This is a genomic window from Pseudorhodobacter wandonensis (assembly GCF_001202035.1).
GTDB lineage: Bacteria > Pseudomonadota > Alphaproteobacteria > Rhodobacterales > Rhodobacteraceae > Pseudorhodobacter > Pseudorhodobacter wandonensis.
Genome location: NZ_LGHT01000042.1, coordinates 1 through 16287, shown reverse-complemented (window position 1 = coordinate 16287; position 16287 = coordinate 1). Strand labels below are relative to the sequence as shown.

The 16287-nt window shown below is 58.7% G+C and carries 13 protein-coding genes and 1 pseudogene; 10 read left to right on the top strand and 4 right to left on the bottom strand.

Going from position 1 to position 16287, the window contains the following annotated elements; all coding sequences use genetic code 11:
• Positions 1-94: 94 nt before the first annotated feature.
• Positions 95-3547, top strand: a complete 3453-nt coding sequence (gene dnaE, locus AKU79_RS14290; protein ID WP_050524268.1) for a DNA polymerase III subunit alpha — start codon at positions 95-97, stop codon at positions 3545-3547.
• A 101-nt stretch (positions 3548-3648) separates the two neighbouring features.
• Here dnaE and AKU79_RS14285 read toward each other — a convergent pair whose 3' ends face one another.
• Both AKU79_RS14285 and AKU79_RS14280 read right to left on the bottom strand, forming a co-directional pair.
• Positions 3649-4734 (bottom strand): AbrB family transcriptional regulator, encoded by a 1086-nt coding sequence (locus tag AKU79_RS14285; protein WP_050524267.1) that lies wholly within the window; start codon positions 4732-4734, stop codon positions 3649-3651.
• A gap of 94 nt (positions 4735-4828) precedes the next feature.
• Positions 4829-5026 carry a SlyX family protein gene (locus AKU79_RS14280; RefSeq protein WP_197087347.1) on the bottom strand — a complete coding sequence of 66 codons (198 nt, stop codon included), beginning with the start codon at positions 5024-5026 and terminating at the stop codon, positions 4829-4831.
• Between the two features lie 75 nt (positions 5027-5101).
• Between AKU79_RS14280 and hisS the strand changes: the two genes are divergently transcribed.
• From hisS to hisG, 3 genes are read left to right on the top strand one after another with little or no spacing between them, the layout of a single operon-like run.
• Positions 5102-6730, top strand: a complete 1629-nt coding sequence (hisS, locus tag AKU79_RS14275; protein WP_050524266.1) for a histidine--tRNA ligase — start codon at positions 5102-5104, stop codon at positions 6728-6730.
• Entirely contained in the window at positions 6727-7827 is a 1101-nt protein-coding gene (locus AKU79_RS14270; protein WP_050524265.1) for an ATP phosphoribosyltransferase regulatory subunit, read from the top strand. Before hisS ends, AKU79_RS14270 begins: the two co-directional genes overlap by 4 nt.
• Positions 7824-8528 (top strand): ATP phosphoribosyltransferase, encoded by a 705-nt coding sequence (gene hisG / locus AKU79_RS14265; protein ID WP_050524264.1) that lies wholly within the window; start codon positions 7824-7826, stop codon positions 8526-8528. Before AKU79_RS14270 ends, hisG begins: the two co-directional genes overlap by 4 nt.
• A gap of 93 nt (positions 8529-8621) precedes the next feature.
• Here the strand turns inward: hisG and AKU79_RS14260 are convergent, their stop codons facing one another.
• The gene (locus AKU79_RS14260) at positions 8622-9053 is read right to left on the bottom strand and encodes a DUF1489 family protein (protein WP_050524263.1); all 432 of its coding nucleotides are present in this window, start codon (positions 9051-9053) and stop codon (positions 8622-8624) included.
• A gap of 149 nt (positions 9054-9202) precedes the next feature.
• Between AKU79_RS14260 and AKU79_RS14255 the strand changes: the two genes are divergently transcribed.
• From AKU79_RS14255 to AKU79_RS14230, 6 genes and pseudogenes are all read left to right on the top strand, one after another.
• Complete coding sequence (locus AKU79_RS14255; RefSeq protein ID WP_050524262.1) at positions 9203-11467, top strand: adenosylcobalamin-dependent ribonucleoside-diphosphate reductase; 2265 nt, start codon at positions 9203-9205, stop codon at positions 11465-11467.
• Between the two features lie 434 nt (positions 11468-11901).
• Positions 11902-12414, top strand: coding sequence for a 3'-5' exonuclease (locus tag AKU79_RS14250; RefSeq protein WP_050524261.1), 513 nt, complete (start codon positions 11902-11904; stop codon positions 12412-12414).
• Positions 12415-12673: 259 nt separating this feature from the next.
• Positions 12674-13096, top strand: a complete 423-nt coding sequence (locus AKU79_RS14245; protein WP_197087345.1) for a hypothetical protein — start codon at positions 12674-12676, stop codon at positions 13094-13096.
• Positions 13097-13224: 128 nt separating this feature from the next.
• A complete protein-coding gene (locus tag AKU79_RS14240) occupies positions 13225-13638 on the top strand; it encodes a hypothetical protein (RefSeq protein ID WP_050524259.1) in 414 nt (137 codons plus the stop codon).
• A 230-nt stretch (positions 13639-13868) separates the two neighbouring features.
• Entirely contained in the window at positions 13869-14756 is an 888-nt protein-coding gene (locus tag AKU79_RS14235; protein ID WP_050521776.1) for a tyrosine-type recombinase/integrase, read from the top strand.
• A 12-nt stretch (positions 14757-14768) separates the two neighbouring features.
• A pseudogene (locus AKU79_RS14230) lies at positions 14769-15966 on the top strand (IS91 family transposase).
• A gap of 70 nt (positions 15967-16036) precedes the next feature.
• Here the strand turns inward: AKU79_RS14230 and AKU79_RS19805 are convergent.
• Positions 16037-16287 (bottom strand): hypothetical protein (locus tag AKU79_RS19805; RefSeq protein ID WP_231580200.1); only part of this gene is annotated, 251 nt, incomplete at its 5' end.

Sequence of the window (16287 nt, the reverse complement as noted above, 5' to 3'; positions counted from 1 at the left end):
TTGATTGAAAATCAGGCGTTGGCGCGGGATATTTGGGCGCAACGATGTTGGTGCGCCCTTTCCCTTTGGAGCGGCCTTGGGTTAATGTCTGGCTATGTCAGCACCCCGATTCATCCACCTGCGCACCCATACCGAGTATTCCTTGCTGGAAGGCGCGGTACCGTTGAAATCGCTTATCAAACTTTGCGTTGAGCGAGAGAGCCCCGCCGTTGCGGTAACGGACACCAACAACATGTTCGCGGCGTTGGAGTTTTCGACGCTGGCTGCCGGGGCAGGGGTACAACCGATTGTCGGATGCCAGGTCAGTCTGGCCTATGATCCGCCGCAGCCGGGCGAAAAGCCGCGCTTGCCCGCACCGGTTGTATTGCTCGCGCAAAATCAGGCCGGCTACATGAACCTGATGAAGCTGAACACCTGCCTTTATGTTGGCAATGCGGGGCAACTGCCGCAGGTGACGGTGGCGCAACTGAAGGCGCATTCCGAGGGTTTGATCTGCCTGACTGGCGGAGCAGAAGGGCCCGTGGGCAAGCTTTTGCAAACCGCACAAATGCCCAAAGCGCGGGCGTTGCTGGAACAGCTTGCAGGTGCGTTTTCGGACCGGCTGTATGTGGAATTGCAACGCCACCCCGGCGCAGGAGGCCAGTTGACCGAGGCCGAACGCTGCACCGAGCGCGGCTTTGTCGAGCTGGCCTATGAAATGGCCCTGCCTTTGGTTGCCACGAATGACGTCTATTTCCCCAAAGCGTCGATGTATGAGGCGCATGACGCGCTGATCTGCATCGCCGAGGGGGCCTATGTTGACCAGAGCCAACCGCGCCGCCGCCTGACGCCGCAGCATTATTTCAAGACCGAAGCCGAAATGGTGACCCTGTTCGCCGACTTGCCGGAGGCGATTGAAAACACCGTTGAAATTGCGCGTCGTTGCGCGTTCAAAGTGGCCAAACACCCGCCGATCTTGCCGAAATTTGCCGATGATGAGGTAAATGAGCTGCGCCGTCAGGCCAACGAAGGCCTGCAAGCGCGGCTGGCAATCATTCCGCATGCCGTCAGTGTGGAAGAGTATCAGAAACGGCTGGATTTCGAGCTGGATATCATCATCGGGATGAAGTTTCCCGGTTATTTCCTGATCGTTGCCGACTTTATCAAATGGGCCAAAGATCACGGCATTCCGGTTGGTCCGGGGCGGGGTTCGGGGGCGGGGTCGTTGGTGGCCTATGCGCTGACGATCACCGATCTGGACCCGCTGCGCTATTCCTTGCTGTTTGAACGCTTTCTTAACCCTGAACGCGTATCCATGCCTGACTTTGATATCGATTTTTGCATGGACCGGCGTGAGGAGGTTATTCAATACGTTCAAGGCAAGTATGGCCGTGATAAGGTGGGGCAGATTATCACCTTTGGTGCGCTGCTGTCCAAAGCAGCTGTGCGCGATGTGGGCCGCGTTTTGCAGATGTCATACATGCAGGTGGACCGCCTGTCGAAAATGATCCCTGTTGAAGGGGTGAAGCCAGTGTCGATCACCAAGGCGCTGGCGGATGAGCCGCGCTTGCGTGAGGCGGCGAAAGAGGAAGTCGTCGGTCGTTTGCTGGATTACGGCCAGCAGGTAGAAGGCCTGTTGCGCAACGCCTCTACCCACGCGGCAGGGGTGGTGATCGGTGACCGCCCGCTGGATGAATTGGTGCCTTTGTACCAAGATCCGAAATCCGACATGCCCGCGACCCAGTTCAACATGAAATGGGTCGAGGCGGCGGGGTTGGTTAAGTTCGACTTCTTGGGCCTGAAAACCCTTACCGTGATCGAATCTGCGCTGAACTTGCTGCGGTTGCGTGGGGTAGATCTGGATATTTCGCTGATTCCGCTGGATGACGAAAAAACCTATCAACTCTACGCCGCGGCCAAGACGGTGGCGGTGTTTCAGGTGGAAAGTACAGGCATGATGGATGCGCTGCGGCGCATGAAACCCACCTGTATCGAAGATATCGTGGCGCTGGTGGCGCTGTATCGCCCCGGCCCGATGGAAAACATTCCGGTCTACTGCGAGGTGAAAAACGGTCTGCGCGAGATTGAATCCGTGCACCCCACGATTGACCATCTGCTGGCCGAAACCCAAGGGATTATCGTTTACCAAGAACAGGTTATGCAGATCGCGCAGGTTATGGCGGGCTACAGCCTTGGCGGCGCCGATTTGCTGCGCCGTGCGATGGGTAAAAAGATCGCCGAAGAAATGGCCAAAGAGCGCCCCAAATTCATCGAAGGCGCCAAGAAAACCCACAACGTAGATGCAAAAAAGGCTGGTGAAGTCTTCGACCTGCTAGAAAAATTCGCCAACTATGGGTTCAACAAATCCCACGCGGCGGCCTATGCCGTGGTTAGCTATCAAACCGGCTATCTCAAGGCGAATTACCCTGTTGAATTCATGGCCGGCGTGATGAACTGCGATATCCACCTGACCGACAAGCTGGCGGTCTATAAGCGCGAAGTCGACAAGCTGGGCATCAAAACCATCGCGCCGTCGGTCAATGCGTCGCTGGCGATGTTTACAGTACGCGATGGCGCGCTGGTCTATGCGCTGGGCGCGTTGAAAAACGTGGGCGTTGAGGCGATGAAACTGATCGTTGCCGCCCGCCAAACCGATCAGGGCGAAAAACCCTTTACAACTTTGTTCGATTTCGCCCGGCGGGTTGATCTGAAACGGGTGGGCAAACGCCCACTGGAAATGCTTGCACGCGCGGGTGCGTTTGACACGCTCGACAAAAACCGTGCCCGCGTGTTTGAGGCGCTTGATGGCCTTGCCGCCTATTCCGCCGCGATTCATGAGGCGAAAAACTCCAATCAGGTCAGTCTGTTTGGCGAGGCGGGTGAGGATGTGCCCGAACCGCGCCTCGGCTCGCGCGATGACTGGTTGCCGGTGGAACGCCTGACCGAAGAACACAAGGCTATCGGCTTTTACCTCTCGGGCCATCCGCTGGATGATTACATGGCACCGCTGAAACGCAAAGGCGTCGCAACACTGGCCGAGATCACAGCACGCGCTGAAGGCGGCGCAATGGTGGCCAAAATCGCAGGCTCTGTCAGTTCGAAACAAGAACGCAAATCCGCCCGCGGCAATCGCTTTGCCTTCGTGCAACTGTCTGATCCGACAGGTCTTTATGAAGTTACCGTGTTTTCGGATACGCTTGAGGCCGCGCGCGATGTGTTGGAGCCGGGTATGAACGTGGTACTCACGGTCGAGGCAACGCTCGAAGGTGAAACACTCAAACTCCTGGCCCGCGCCGCTCAACCCATTGACTCGGTCGCAGCCGAGGCGGGCGGCAATGCCTTGCGCATTCATATCGATAAGGTCGAGGCTGCAGCGTCAGTCGCCGCGCTTTTGGAACGCGTGCTGAAAGACGGGGGGCGCAATCGCGGCGCGGTCACAATTTGCGTGCCGGATGATGCCACAGGGCAAGAGATTGATCTAGAGCTGCCACGCGAATACCCCGTCACCCCGCAAGTAAAAGGCGCGCTCAAGGCGATGACCGGTGTCGTGATGGTCGAGGATATGTAAAGCGACAGCCTGTCCCCATCATCTATCTGAAAATATCCTCGGGGGTTCACTTTGCAACGCAAAGTGATTTGGGGGCAGACAGCCCCCAACCTTCGGCTGCATCATGTACTGCCTGTCGAAATGCGCCTCCAAAAAAACCGCGCAACACTGATAGAAACGACAATACGGACAACGTGGTGCAAGGTCACAAACACCACGCTGACATGCAGACTAAGCGCGATCAGGCTCATTTCTGTAATGCCACCCGGGGCAAAGGCCAGAAATATTGCTGAAATCGGCATTTCCATTGCCCAATGCAGCAATTCGGCAAATCCAAAAGCAATCGTCAAAGAGGCCGCAGTCGACAATACCGCTAGACCGAACCCGCGGCGGAGCGTGGTCGAGGCCATACCTGCAAACCGCGCCCCAAGCCCGGTTCCAACGACCACCTGTGTCATCGATATCATCCAAGTCGGGGGAACAGCATCGGTAAGGCCGGTTAAATGCGCGATAGCCGAGGCCGCCAGTGGCCCGGTCATGATCGCCGCAGGAAAACGCAAAGCACTGCCCGCAAAATACCCGCCAAGCCCTGCGGTAACCAACGCCAAAACATCCAATGGTTCCAATGGGGTGCCAGCCCCCGTCATCACAACACCCGCCGAAGATCCCACACTATGCCCCGTCAAAACCAAGAACATGATAGGCACAAAAACAATCGTCAAAATCAGTCGCAAGAACTGGATAAGCACCAAAAGTGCCACATCGGCCCCTGCCTCTTCGCCCATTGTCACAGATTCAATCAATCCGCCTGGAACCGCACCAAAATAGGCGGTCGCCGACGTCAGCCCCCCGGAGCGATAAATCCTGTATCCCGTAAAATGCGCTAGTGGTACAAATATCAGCAAGGCCATGATGCTCGGCCACCATCCCGCCGCATCGTGGAAAACAGTCGGCGTGAATGCCCCACCGATTCCCACACCAACGATTGGAATAAAGGACATCCTAAGCGGTTGTGGCATGTGTATCGCTTGGCCCAACACGCGCTTACCAGCGATGGCCCAACTTGCCACAGCCAGCAAAGATCCGAGCAAATAGCCCAACGGCAGGCCAAGCAGCTTGCCTGCCACCCCGCCAATCAAGCCAAGCATAAGGGTCGCGGCAAGCGCGAGTGGTTCAATACGGGTCTTGCCGATTTGGATAGGGGTCATATGCCTGAGCTCTTTTGCCCCAAGCGATCACCCCGTATAGCAAAAGGCAAGTCCCTGCGCGATCCGATTACAGGGGGAAACTGCGCGCTGCGCTTTACCAATGCGGCGGGCGTTGATCGGTGAACACGGCGCCACCTTCATCGGGCGCGGCCATGCGGTCGACCATCATCGCCATGCGGCGGGTCAGGCGGTCGATTTCATCGGCCTGACGGGCGACAATATCCGACAAATCCTCGACGGTGCGGGTCAGATGTGCCACGCGTTCTTCGATTGCATCCATTCTGTCGGTCATAATGGTCATCCCTTGCTTGCCGCGCCCCGCACCATCCGCTACACCGCGCGGGCATTAGCTGCAAAGGGTTTCCCGATGGCCAAAGAAAAACAACCCCGCAAACCGCGCGCCGAAACGCCCAAAGGCTTTCGTGATTATTTCGGGGCCGATGTGATTGAGCGCCGCGATATGCTGGCGAAAATCTCTGATGTGTATGAACGCTATGGGTTTGACCCGTTGGAAACCAGCGCCGTTGAAACGGTCGAGGCGCTGGGCAAATTTCTGCCCGATGTTGACCGCCCGAATGAAGGCGTGTTCGGCTGGCAGGATGAGGATAAAGACTGGCTGGCCCTGCGCTATGACCTGACAGCACCCTTGGCCCGTGTTGCCGCGCAATTTCGCAACGACTTGCCGACCCCCTATCGTCGCTATGCTTATGGCCCCGTCTGGCGCAATGAAAAGCCTGGTCCGGGCCGTTTCCGTCAGTTTTACCAATGCGATGCCGATACCGTGGGCGCACCATCGGTCGCGGCAGATGCCGAAATATGCGCCATGCTGTCCGATGCTTTGGAAGTGGTTGGAATTGAACGCGGCGATTACATCATCCGCGTCAACAACCGCAAGGTGCTGAACGGCGTGCTGGAGGTTGCGGGCCTGTCTGGTGACGACAAAGAGGCCGAGCGCGGCATTGTGCTGCGCGCGATTGATAAGCTGGATCGCTTGGGCGCGGACGGCGTGCGCGCGCTACTGGGGGCAGGGCGAAAGGATGAGTCAGGCGATTTCACCAAAGGCGCGGGGCTTGGTGACCAGCAGGTCGATGTCGTTATGGGCTTTGTTGATGCATCGTCAGAGATTGATCGTAAAATACGGTCATTTGAGGGAAAGCTTATCAAAGAACTCGATCCGAGGGATACAGACCTGCTGAGCTTGATCGGCATTACTCATGACGCCGCTGAGGGCTTTATCAAAGGGATAAACCCAAATGCCAAAGCAACAAATGCGCTCCGGAATGCAGCATCCTTGCATGTTCTGAGGAACCTTGTTTCAGCTTCTGTTAGCGGATGCGAAGGAGTTGACGAGCTGGAAACAATTGCGACGCTTCTAGAAGCACAAGGCTATGAATCAGATCGGATTCTAATCGACCCCTCGGTCGTGCGCGGCCTTGGTTACTATACTGGCCCCGTGTATGAGGCCGAGCTGACCTTTGAAATCCTTGATGAAAAGGGTCGCAAGCGGCAGTTTGGCTCGGTTGCGGGCGGCGGGCGCTATGATGATTTGGTCAAGCGGTTTACTGGTCAGGCCGTGCCGGCGACGGGTGTTTCTATCGGTGTTGACCGTCTGCTGGCCGCGTTGCGCGCCAAGGGGCGGGCGGGCGAACAGGCGCTCGGCCCCGTTGTGGTCACCGTGATGGACCGTGACCGCATGGCCGATTACATGGCCATGGTCGGCCAGCTGCGCCAAGCGGGTATTCGCGCGGAAATGTATCTGGGCAACCCCAAAAACTTTGGCAACCAGTTGAAATACGCCGATAAACGCGGCAGCCCGATTGCGGTGATCCAAGGCGGGGATGAGGCGGCCAAAGGGGTCGTGGTGCTGAAAGACCTGATCCTTGGCGCGAAAATCGCTGAAAACGCCACGCTAGAGGAATGGAAAGACCGCCCCGCGCAGGTTGAAATTCCGCTGGCCGATCTGGTGGCTGAAGTGAAAAAGATGTTGGCACAATGACCTGTCGCGCTAAAATTCGGGCCGAGGCGGAAACGCTGTTCGCGGCATTCAAGGCGGCGGGCGCCGAGGCGGTTGAGGCCGACACGCTGCTACCTGCCGAAACCTTGCTGGACCTGTATGGCGAGGATATTCGCGGGCGGGCCTATGTGACCAGCGACCCGTTGCGCGGCGAAATGATGCTGCGGCCTGATTTTACCGTGCCGGTTGTGCAGGCGCATATGAATGGCGGGGCCGAGCCTGCACGCTATTGCTACATCGGCGAAGTGTACCGCAAGCAAGACCACCTTGGCCCGCGCGCCAGCGAGTACTTGCAAGTCGGGTTTGAGCTGTTTGACCGGACAGCCCCCGAGGCGGCCGATGCCGAGCTGTTTGCGTTGTTTCACGGGTTATTGGCACCGTTGGGCCTGCGGTCGGCAACGGGTGATATTGGTATTCTGATGGCGGCCGTGAACGGGCTTTCGACCTCTGACCGGCGCAAGGCCGCGCTGTTGCGCCATATCTGGCGGCCAGCACGGTTTCGCAAATTGCTGGACCGGTTTTCGGGACGGGCTGCGGTGCCGCAGGCGCGTGTCGATTTGTTGGCGCGGCTGGGGGCCGATACGCCTGATGCGCTGATCGCGGCGGCTGGCCCTATGACTGGCATGCGCTCGGCTGCAGAGGTTTCAGCCCGTGTAGCCAGTTTGGTCGAAGATGCACAAACACCCGCGCTGGCGGCCCCCGAAGCGGCGCTGCTTTATGATTTGTTGACGCTGCAAGCACCAGCCAAGGCGGCATTGGCCCATTTGTGCGGCATCACGGCGATGCTGCCCGCGATTGAGCCTGCGGTTGACCGTTTTGCGCGGCGGTTGGAGGCACTGGAAAGCCATGGGATCGACACGTCGAACCTTGCGTTTGAGGCGAGCCACGGGCGGACCTCGATGGAGTATTACGACGGCTTTGTGTTCAGCTTTCATGGGGCTGGCGATGTGCCACCTGTGGCCTCGGGCGGGCGCTATGACGCGCTGACGGCGGTGCTGGGGCAGGGGCGCTCTATCCCCGCAGTGGGTGGCGTAATCCGGCCGGCGATGGTTGCCGAACTGCGGGAGGGCGCGAAATGAGCCTGAAAATCGGGGTGCCGTCCAAAGGGCGGTTAATGGAAAAGACCTTTGACTGGTTTGGCGAACGCGGCGTCACTATGGCGCGCTCTGGGTCGGACCGCGAATATGCGGGTGCGGTCGAGGGTGTACAAGGCGTTGAACTTGTTTTGCTTTCTGCCGGAGAAATTCCGCGTGAGCTGGCCGCTGGGCGCATCCATTTGGGCGTAACAGGGTCGGATCTTGTGCGCGACAAACTGGCCGATTGGTCGGTGCAGGTGGCCGAGGTGGCGCAACTTGGCTTTGGCCATGCCGATCTGATTATCGCGGTGCCTGTGGCATGGATCGACGTGGACACGGTTGATGATCTGGATGCAGCGGCGGCTGCCTTTCGCAAAACGCATGGGTTCCGTTTGCGGATTGCGACGAAATATCACCGCTTGGTGCGAGAGTTTTTGACCGATCAAGATGTCGCCGATTATCAGCTGGTTGATAGTCAGGGTGCGACCGAGGGCACTGTGAAAAACCTGACGGCCGAGGCGATTGCCGATATTACATCCTCGGGGGAAACGCTGCGGGCGAACCACCTAAAAATCCTGTCGGACGGGCTGATCCATGCAAGCCAAGCCACGCTGTTTGCGGCGCGCTCGGCCGAGTGGGACCCGCAGACAAGAGCGGTTTTAGAAGAGTTGTCGGAGAAACTTGGGGTGCAGGCCAAGCTGTAAGGGGCCTCTCCCGCCATTCGTCAATGGGCAGGCCCATTTCCTCAAGGTTGGGCCGGGCAGCGGGGCGCGCCCCGCTGCGTCTGTGCCGGTAGCCTACCTAAGGCCAATATCGGCCAAGGCGCGGGCCAGTTCGGGGGGCAGGGCTTCTTCGGTGTGGCGGGTTTTGGGCAGGTCGCGCGGTGCGTCCTCGGGAGTCAGATAACGCCAGCCCTGAAAGGCGCGGCGAGGGGCCGGTTCTGTACGGAAAATTTCGGGGTCAAGCACGAGGGCGCAGCGCAAGATACCGTCTTCTCCGCGCTGTTCCTCTAATGCCGTGATCCGCTGACGTGCCAATATCACGCCTTTGACCACCCAATAAAGCGACCCGCCATTCAGCAGTTCGGCCTCGCGCTTGGGCCACATGCGGGTAATGTGGCGCGGCTTTTGGTCTGGCCAGTGGTTGCGCCGCGAAATTTGCCAGGATGCCAGATCTTCGACGGTTTCGGTACCAACGCAGAGTTTCAATAGATTTACGGTGTTGCTCACGATTCCCCCTAGGTTGCCCTAAATTTAACCCGTTGCGCGGCCCAGACAAGGCCAAGCCTGCGTTGACCTCTGCTCATTCCTGCTCTATTTTGTGGCCTCGCGCGAAAGCACCCCCAATATATCCACCATTCTACCCAAAGGACCGATCAATGTCCCGATTTTCCGCCCCAATTGCCGAGTCTATCTGGGATATGAAATACCGTCTGAAAACCCAAGATGGCACGCCGATTGATGGCTCGGTTGAGGACACCTGGCGTCGCATTGCCCGCGCACTTGCGGCAACCGAGGCCAAACCGGCACAGTGGGAGCCAGCGTTTTACGATGCTTTGCAGGACTTCAAATACCTGCCCGCAGGCCGGATTATTGCGGGCGCGGGTACCGACCGCTCGGTCACGCTGTTCAACTGCTTTGTCATGGGCACGGTGCCTGATGACATGGGCGGAATTTTCGAGATGCTGAAAGAGGCCGCGCTGACGATGCAGCAAGGTGGCGGAATTGGCTATGATTTTAGCACAATTCGTCCGCGCGGGGCCGAGGTAAAGGGCGTGGCTGCCGATGCCTCGGGGCCGCTGTCGTTTATGGATGTGTGGGATGCGATGTGCCGCACGATCATGTCGGCGGGCAGCCGACGCGGTGCTATGATGGCAACCATGCGCTGCGATCACCCCGATGTCGAGGCGTTTATCGAGGCGAAAAAAGACCCCGCGCGCTTGCGCATGTTCAACCTTTCAGTGCTGATTTCTGACCCGTTCATGGATGCGGTCAAAGCCGATGCGCCGTGGGATCTGGTCTTTGGCGGCAAGGTCTTCCGCACGGTGCAAGCACGTGATTTGTGGAACAAAATCATGCGCAACACCTTTGAGTTTGCGGAACCCGGCGTGATTTTCATTGACCGGATCAACAACGCCAACAACCTGAACTATTGCGAAACCATTGCCGCCACCAACCCCTGTGGTGAGCAACCCTTGCCGCCCTATGGTGCGTGTTTGCTAGGCTCAGTCAACCTTGCACGGCTGGTGACCAAACCGTTCGAGGCGGATGCCGAACTTGACCCGGATGCCTTGGACAAACTGGTCGCAACTGCTGTGCGGATGATGGACAACGTGGTTGATGCCAGCCGCTTTCCCTTGCCGCAACAGGCCGAAGAAGCCCGCAACAAGCGCCGGATCGGCCTTGGCGTTACCGGTCTGGCCGATGCTTTGCTGATGCTGGGTTTGCGCTATGGGTCCGAACAGGCGGCCAAGCAGGCCGAAGTATGGATGAAAGCAATCGCCCGCGCCGCCTATTTGGCCAGTGTTGATCTGGCCCGCGAAAAGGGGCCTTTCCCGCTGTTTGACGCCGAGAAATATCTTGCCTCGGGCAACATGATGGCGATGGATGATGACGTACGCGAGGCCATTCGCACCCATGGTATCCGCAACGCTTTGCTGACCTCAGTTGCACCAACGGGCACGATCAGTCTTTATGCGGGCAATGTGTCCAGCGGGATCGAGCCGGTATTTGCCTATGCCTATACCCGAAAAGTGCTGCAAAAAGATGGGTCGCGCACCGAAGAGGAAGTCGTTGATTACGCCGTGCGCATGTGGCGCGAATTGCACGGCGATGCGCCGCTGCCCGACCATTTTGTCAACGCGCAAACCTTGGCCCCGCTTGACCATGTGCGCATGCAGGCCGCCGCGCAAAAATGGATCGATAGCAGCATTTCCAAAACCATCAACTGCCCCGAAGACATCAGCTTTGAGGATTTCAAAGAGGTCTATATGGCCGCTTGGGATCAGGGCTGTAAAGGCTGCACGACCTACCGCCCCAATGACGTGACCGGATCGGTTCTGACTGTCAGCTCTAGCGCCGAGACGTCGACCAAGGTCGATGAAGGCGCCGAAGTGGTGTATCTGACCGAACCGCTGGACAGGCCGTCTTCGCTGGAAGGCGCAACCTACAAGGTAAAATGGCCGGGGTCTGAGCACGCGCTTTATATCACGATCAATGACATCATCATTTCCGACAACCGCCGCCCGTTCGAAGTGTTCATCAATTCGAAAAACATGGAGCATTTCGCCTGGACAGTCGCGTTGACGCGGATGATCTCGGCAGTGTTCCGTCGCGGTGGTGATGTCAGCTTTGTGGTCGAGGAGTTGAAAGCCGTATTTGACCCGCGCGGTGGTGCTTGGGTTGGAGGGAAATATATTCCATCCATTCTTGCCGCGATTGGCGGCGTTATTGAACGCCATCTGATAGCGATCGGGTTTATCGAAGGCGAAGGCATGGGCCTGAAATCGGACCCCAAAGCCGATATCGTATCAATCGGGACGCCAAAGAAGGGCAAGACATGCTCATCTTGTGGTAGCTTTGAAATGCGCATGCTTGAAGGCTGTATGACCTGCGGATCATGCGGATTCTCAAAATGCGGATGACTGTGATGCGGGTGGCAAGTATCGGGACGGGCGTAGTTATGCCAAAACCGCTGTTTTGGTTTGCCACGAAGCGGGGCCAGTTTTGCCACGTGGTGCTAACATCCCGAATTAGAACGATTTTGGCCGAATGAAATATTTCGGCCAAAATTTGCGGAATGACCCCGGGCTGCGGCGCTGAGGTCATGATCAGTTGAAAATATCGCAGTGTCCATCGCTTCCAGTCGGTAAAAAATTGGGCCGGTGGCTGCGGGCACTCAAAGCCGCAGCATCTAAATCAGCCATATTCAATGTCTCATAATTCACAAGATGCCCGGTTCTTGTGCGGCTCCTTTTGTGAGAGCGCTCAGATACGGAATCTGCGGTGAGATGCGGATAGCGTCTGGGTAACGTGCAAACGTGACACTGGCACATCACATTTTCGAGGAAGATCAGCAATGCAACCAGATGCAGACATGGAGAGGTTCGCCACCCTGGACTTCGAAGCGTCGAGCCTGTCGCGAGAGAGCTGGCCAATCGAAGTTGGTCTGTCATGGTTGAAAAACGGCGAAGTACAGACCTGGAGCACGTTGATCCGGCCTGCACCGGGCTGGGATCTTGCTGACTGGGCGCCTCAGAGCGCCGCGGTTCACGGCATCGCGCTGGAGGATCTTCAAGAGGCACCAGTTGCCTTCGCCGTCGTGGATGATCTGTTTGAGCACCTGAGAGATCGCGTGCTGGTGTCGGATGCGCCGGAGTTCGAGGCGCGTTGGCTGTTTCGATTGATGAAAGCGAGCAGTCGCGCCACGATACTACCCGTCGAGGATTACCATCGGATTTCATTCGCGATCTTTTCCGGAATGGCGCTCGACATGCTTTACGAAACACTCGAACGCCGTCCCCCTCCACATCGGGCGGGTCCGGATAGCGCCCGGCTTGCACATGCATGGCGCAAGGCGATGCAATACTGAGGTTCGTCCAAACGAGGACAAGACAAAGAGCGTGGGTCGTAGGACGACGCCCCACCTCACCCGATTTCCAGATCTTGCGCGGGCCCTCTTGTGAGGCCGCGCAGATCGGGAAACTCCGGTGCGGCGGAACCCAAACACACATTCATATGAGCCAGACCAACGGACCCAGCTGCTGCTACAACGGGTCTGGCCAGATTGCCTTGGGAAAGGAGGAGACAGGCATCTTGAAGCTGCCGCTTTGGTGCAGCGCAACCCCGGGATGAAACCCATGACCTATTACCAAACACTCACCAAGCTGCCTTGCCCTAACTTGGCGCATGTGCGCGGATTTTTCCGCGATCACGGGACGGCGTTGGCCAGGGCCGCCCACAGGCTCGGCGGCCCGACCGCCAGTGCGCGCGTATTTTTGCTGCGTGAGGCCGTGCGCCACACACGGCGCCTGACACGGGCGCAAAGCAGTCAGCTGGTCGATTTCCACCGGTTGCTGACCCTGGAGCATGTTGGTGATCCAGATCGGATCGAGAGCGGCCTTTTCGCCCAGATCAACCCCGCTTCCGGGTTTGTCGTTGAGTGCTGTCTGCTCTCGGACAAGCTCGGCGCATTGCTGAAGCTGATCGCTGAAAATGATCCTACCAGCGACATTCGCTGCGAGACATCGCACATAATCTCGCAAGTTGCGTGATCTCCCCAACCAAAGTCGGCCCCGTCAGGGCCGGCTGTCTTGAAGGGGCTGCCATTCTGGTCGCTCCAACGATTGACAAACAACTATGGGGATTCCCGACTATGAACTTACTTTCCAAAAGACAAGACATGGATGATCTGGCTGCGCAGGCCGTGGCTCTGGGCCGTCAGGTAGCCGACCGGGCCAAGTCGCTCCATCTCGGCGGCAATGCCAGAGACGTGGCTTTCGTGTCGCGCTGCCTCGGGCGCCTGAAAGAACGCCAACCCTTCGATGCGGCCGACGAGGGCGGCTTCGACTCCGTCATGGACATCCTGGAGCGCAGTATTGCTGCCGAATGCCTCGGCAGCGAAGACCGCTTCGAGGAAACGGGGTATGACGAATTCGGCCCTCACGGCGAAACCCGTGAAACGCCGGTCTATTCTGATCGCGGCAATAAGCTCATTGAGTTGCGAAGCCTGTTCCAGGACTTCCTCAACAGCCGTGACAGTGTGTTGGATCAAGTTGCGGCGCAGCGCTGTCTGCTGGGCATCATGAACAGATGAGAAATAAGCCGAACGCCCCGAGCAGCTCTGCTGCTCGGGGCGTTTTGAATTCCTTGCAGGATAGTGGTGCGCCTGAGTTTTGGATGAGATCGGCCCTTGGACGAAGCCGCTTCGCGGCATTGGTGCATTTGGCTAATGGCGTGACACGCCCCCAAAGTGGTGCGCATTTTGCGTTTTGACCGACCTGCCTGACGATTGGGGTCTTCTCAATCATCAGACAGGAGGTTCCCATGACAGAAGAGAAAGTAACCCCGCTGCGCCAGCGGATGATCGAAGACATGCGCATCCGTGGAATGGGGGACAAGGCGCAGAAGTCCCACATCCGTGCGATCAAGGATTTCGCCGTTTTCCTCGGACGATCACCCGACACGGCGACGCCAGAGGACCTGCGCGCATATCAGCTCCACATGTCGGATACCGGGGTGACCCCGTCGACCTTCAACACGCGCATCGTGGCGCTGCGCTTCTTTTTCGGTATGACCTGCGGGCGGGAGGAGATGAAGCGCTACATGCAATTCCGCACGGAGCCGCGCAAACTGCCCGTGGTCTTCAGTGTCGAAGAGGTATCAGACATCCTGATGGCAGCGCCCGGGCCTGGGCTCAAGTATCGCGCCGCCCTCAGCATTTCCTATGGCGCCGGGCTGAGGGCCGCCGAGGTCTGCAACCTCAAGATCGGCGACATCGACAGCGACCGGATGCTGATCCATGTAGAACTGGGTAAGGGTCAGAAGGACCGCAAGGTGATGCTATCGCCCGGATTACTGGAATTGTTGCGGGCCTGGTGGCGCGAGGCACGTCCCGAAGGCTGGCTATTTCCGGGCAAGCCCAAGATCAACCCGATCTCACCGCGCCAGCTGAACCGCGCCTTCACCTCGGCCAAGCATATGGCCGGGGTCAAGAGGCCCGCGACCCTGCACACCTTGCGGCACAGCTTTGCCACCCACCTTTTGGAGGCGAACACCGACGTGCGGGTGATCCAAGTGCTGCTCGGCCACGCCAAGCTGACGACCACCGCGCGATACACCCATGTGGCCACCAAGACGATCCGCGACACCGTCAGCCCCTACGAGATGCTGGCCAAGTTGCAGGATCAGACGGTGAAGCGAAGCCTGGAGTGACCAGACGCCGGGATGCCCCGGCGTAAACTGGAGATCGCTGACATCTTCCGAGCCCTTGGTCCTGCGTGGCGGCAGGCCAATGCGGGGCATGTCAGCCTGTCCCAGTTGAAGGTGATGTCAGCGATTGAAGCCTGCCGAACCGAGGCGCTCGGCGGGCATGTGGCTGGCTGTGCCAAGTGCGGCCACCATCACATCGCCTATAACTCCTGTAAAAACAGGCACTGCCCCAAGTGCCAGGGGCCCGCGGCGCGCGACTGGATGGAGGCGCGCGCCGAGGACCTGCTGCCCGTGGAATACTTCCACGTCGTCTTCACTATGCCGGCCGAGATCGCCCAGATCGCCTACTGAACAAGAAGGCGGTCTATGGGCTGCTGTTCAAGGCATCCGCCGAAACGGTGATGACAATCTCGGCCGATCCCAAGCGCATGGGCGCGCGGGTGGGTTTGACCAGCGTGCTGCACACCTGGGGCTCGGCACTCACCCACCACCCGCACATCCACATGATCGTCCCCGGCGGCGGCCTGTCGCCTGAGGGCACCAAGTGGGTCGCCTGCCGCCCGGGATTCTTCCTGCATGTGCGAGTTTTGTCGCGGCTGTTTCGGCGCCTGTTTCTGGAAGGGCTGATGGATTTGCACCGAACCGGGAAACTGGTCTTCTTTGGCGAACTCGAACGGTTGGCGCAGGTTGATGCCTTCACTGACTGGCTCGCTCCATTCCGCAAATCCGAGTGGGTCGTCTATGCCAAGCCACCCTTCGGCGGTCCCGAGGCCGTGCTAGCTTACCTGAGCCGATACACCCACAGGGTGGCAATCTCGAACGCCCGCCTGGTCAGCGCCGATGCCCAAACTGTCGCCTTCAGCTGGAAGGACTACCGCATCAAATCCGGCGACCGCCAAAAGGTCATGCGCCTGGCCACGCCCGAGTTCATTCGCCGCTTCCTGATCCATGTTCTGCCCGACGGGTTCCACCGCATCCGGCACTACGGATTACTGGCCAGCGCGACCGCAAGGCCAACATCACCACGATCCGCGCCCTGCTATGTGTCCAGCGCCCGGACAAGGCCGCCGCGTCAGAACGCAGCACCGAGATCATACCACTCACCCTGCGCGAACCGTGCCCCTGCTGCGGCGGACCCATGCGCATCATCGAGATCTTCCGTCGCGGGCAAAAGCCGATGTCGCGCGCACCTCCGAGGGAGCAGGCCGCATGACGCACCGCCTGTCATTTGTCTCGAACCGCCACTGGCTGCTGCCCGCAGACCCGGCCCAGCCCGTATGCGCTTATCGCTCCGCGGCGCGAAAAACGACGGAAAGCACCACAATCTGCACAGCGGTGTCAGCATGTTCGGCCGCTTCTGCGACCGGCTCAGCCGTTACGCGCACCTTCAGCCGCACCCCTGACACAGCCGTCGCCTCAACCGTCCCAGCACTTTCCCCATAGATCGCACCAAGACCCCCGCGGCTTCCTCCTTGGGAGGTTTTCCAACGCGGGTCGTGGTCGCGCAAATGCGCAGCGTATCGCCGCGCCCCGC

Bases quoted from the DNA above. Each gene is read 5' to 3' on its own strand.
- dnaE (WP_050524268.1), top strand. From the start codon at position 95: ATGTCAGCACCCCGATTCATCCACCTGCGCACCCATACCGAGTATTCC.
- AKU79_RS14285 (WP_050524267.1), bottom strand. From the start codon at position 4,734: ATGACCCCTATCCAAATCGGCAAGACCCGTATTGAACCACTCGCGCTT.
- AKU79_RS14280 (WP_197087347.1), bottom strand. From the start codon at position 5,026: ATGACCGACAGAATGGATGCAATCGAAGAACGCGTGGCACATCTGACC.
- hisS (WP_050524266.1), top strand. From the start codon at position 5,102: ATGGCCAAAGAAAAACAACCCCGCAAACCGCGCGCCGAAACGCCCAAA.
- AKU79_RS14270 (WP_050524265.1), top strand. From the start codon at position 6,727: ATGACCTGTCGCGCTAAAATTCGGGCCGAGGCGGAAACGCTGTTCGCG.
- hisG (WP_050524264.1), top strand. From the start codon at position 7,824: ATGAGCCTGAAAATCGGGGTGCCGTCCAAAGGGCGGTTAATGGAAAAG.
- AKU79_RS14255 (WP_050524262.1), top strand. From the start codon at position 9,203: ATGTCCCGATTTTCCGCCCCAATTGCCGAGTCTATCTGGGATATGAAA.
- AKU79_RS14250 (WP_050524261.1), top strand. From the start codon at position 11,902: ATGCAACCAGATGCAGACATGGAGAGGTTCGCCACCCTGGACTTCGAA.
- AKU79_RS14245 (WP_197087345.1), top strand. From the start codon at position 12,674: ATGAAACCCATGACCTATTACCAAACACTCACCAAGCTGCCTTGCCCT.
- AKU79_RS14240 (WP_050524259.1), top strand. From the start codon at position 13,225: ATGGATGATCTGGCTGCGCAGGCCGTGGCTCTGGGCCGTCAGGTAGCC.
- AKU79_RS14235 (WP_050521776.1), top strand. From the start codon at position 13,869: ATGACAGAAGAGAAAGTAACCCCGCTGCGCCAGCGGATGATCGAAGAC.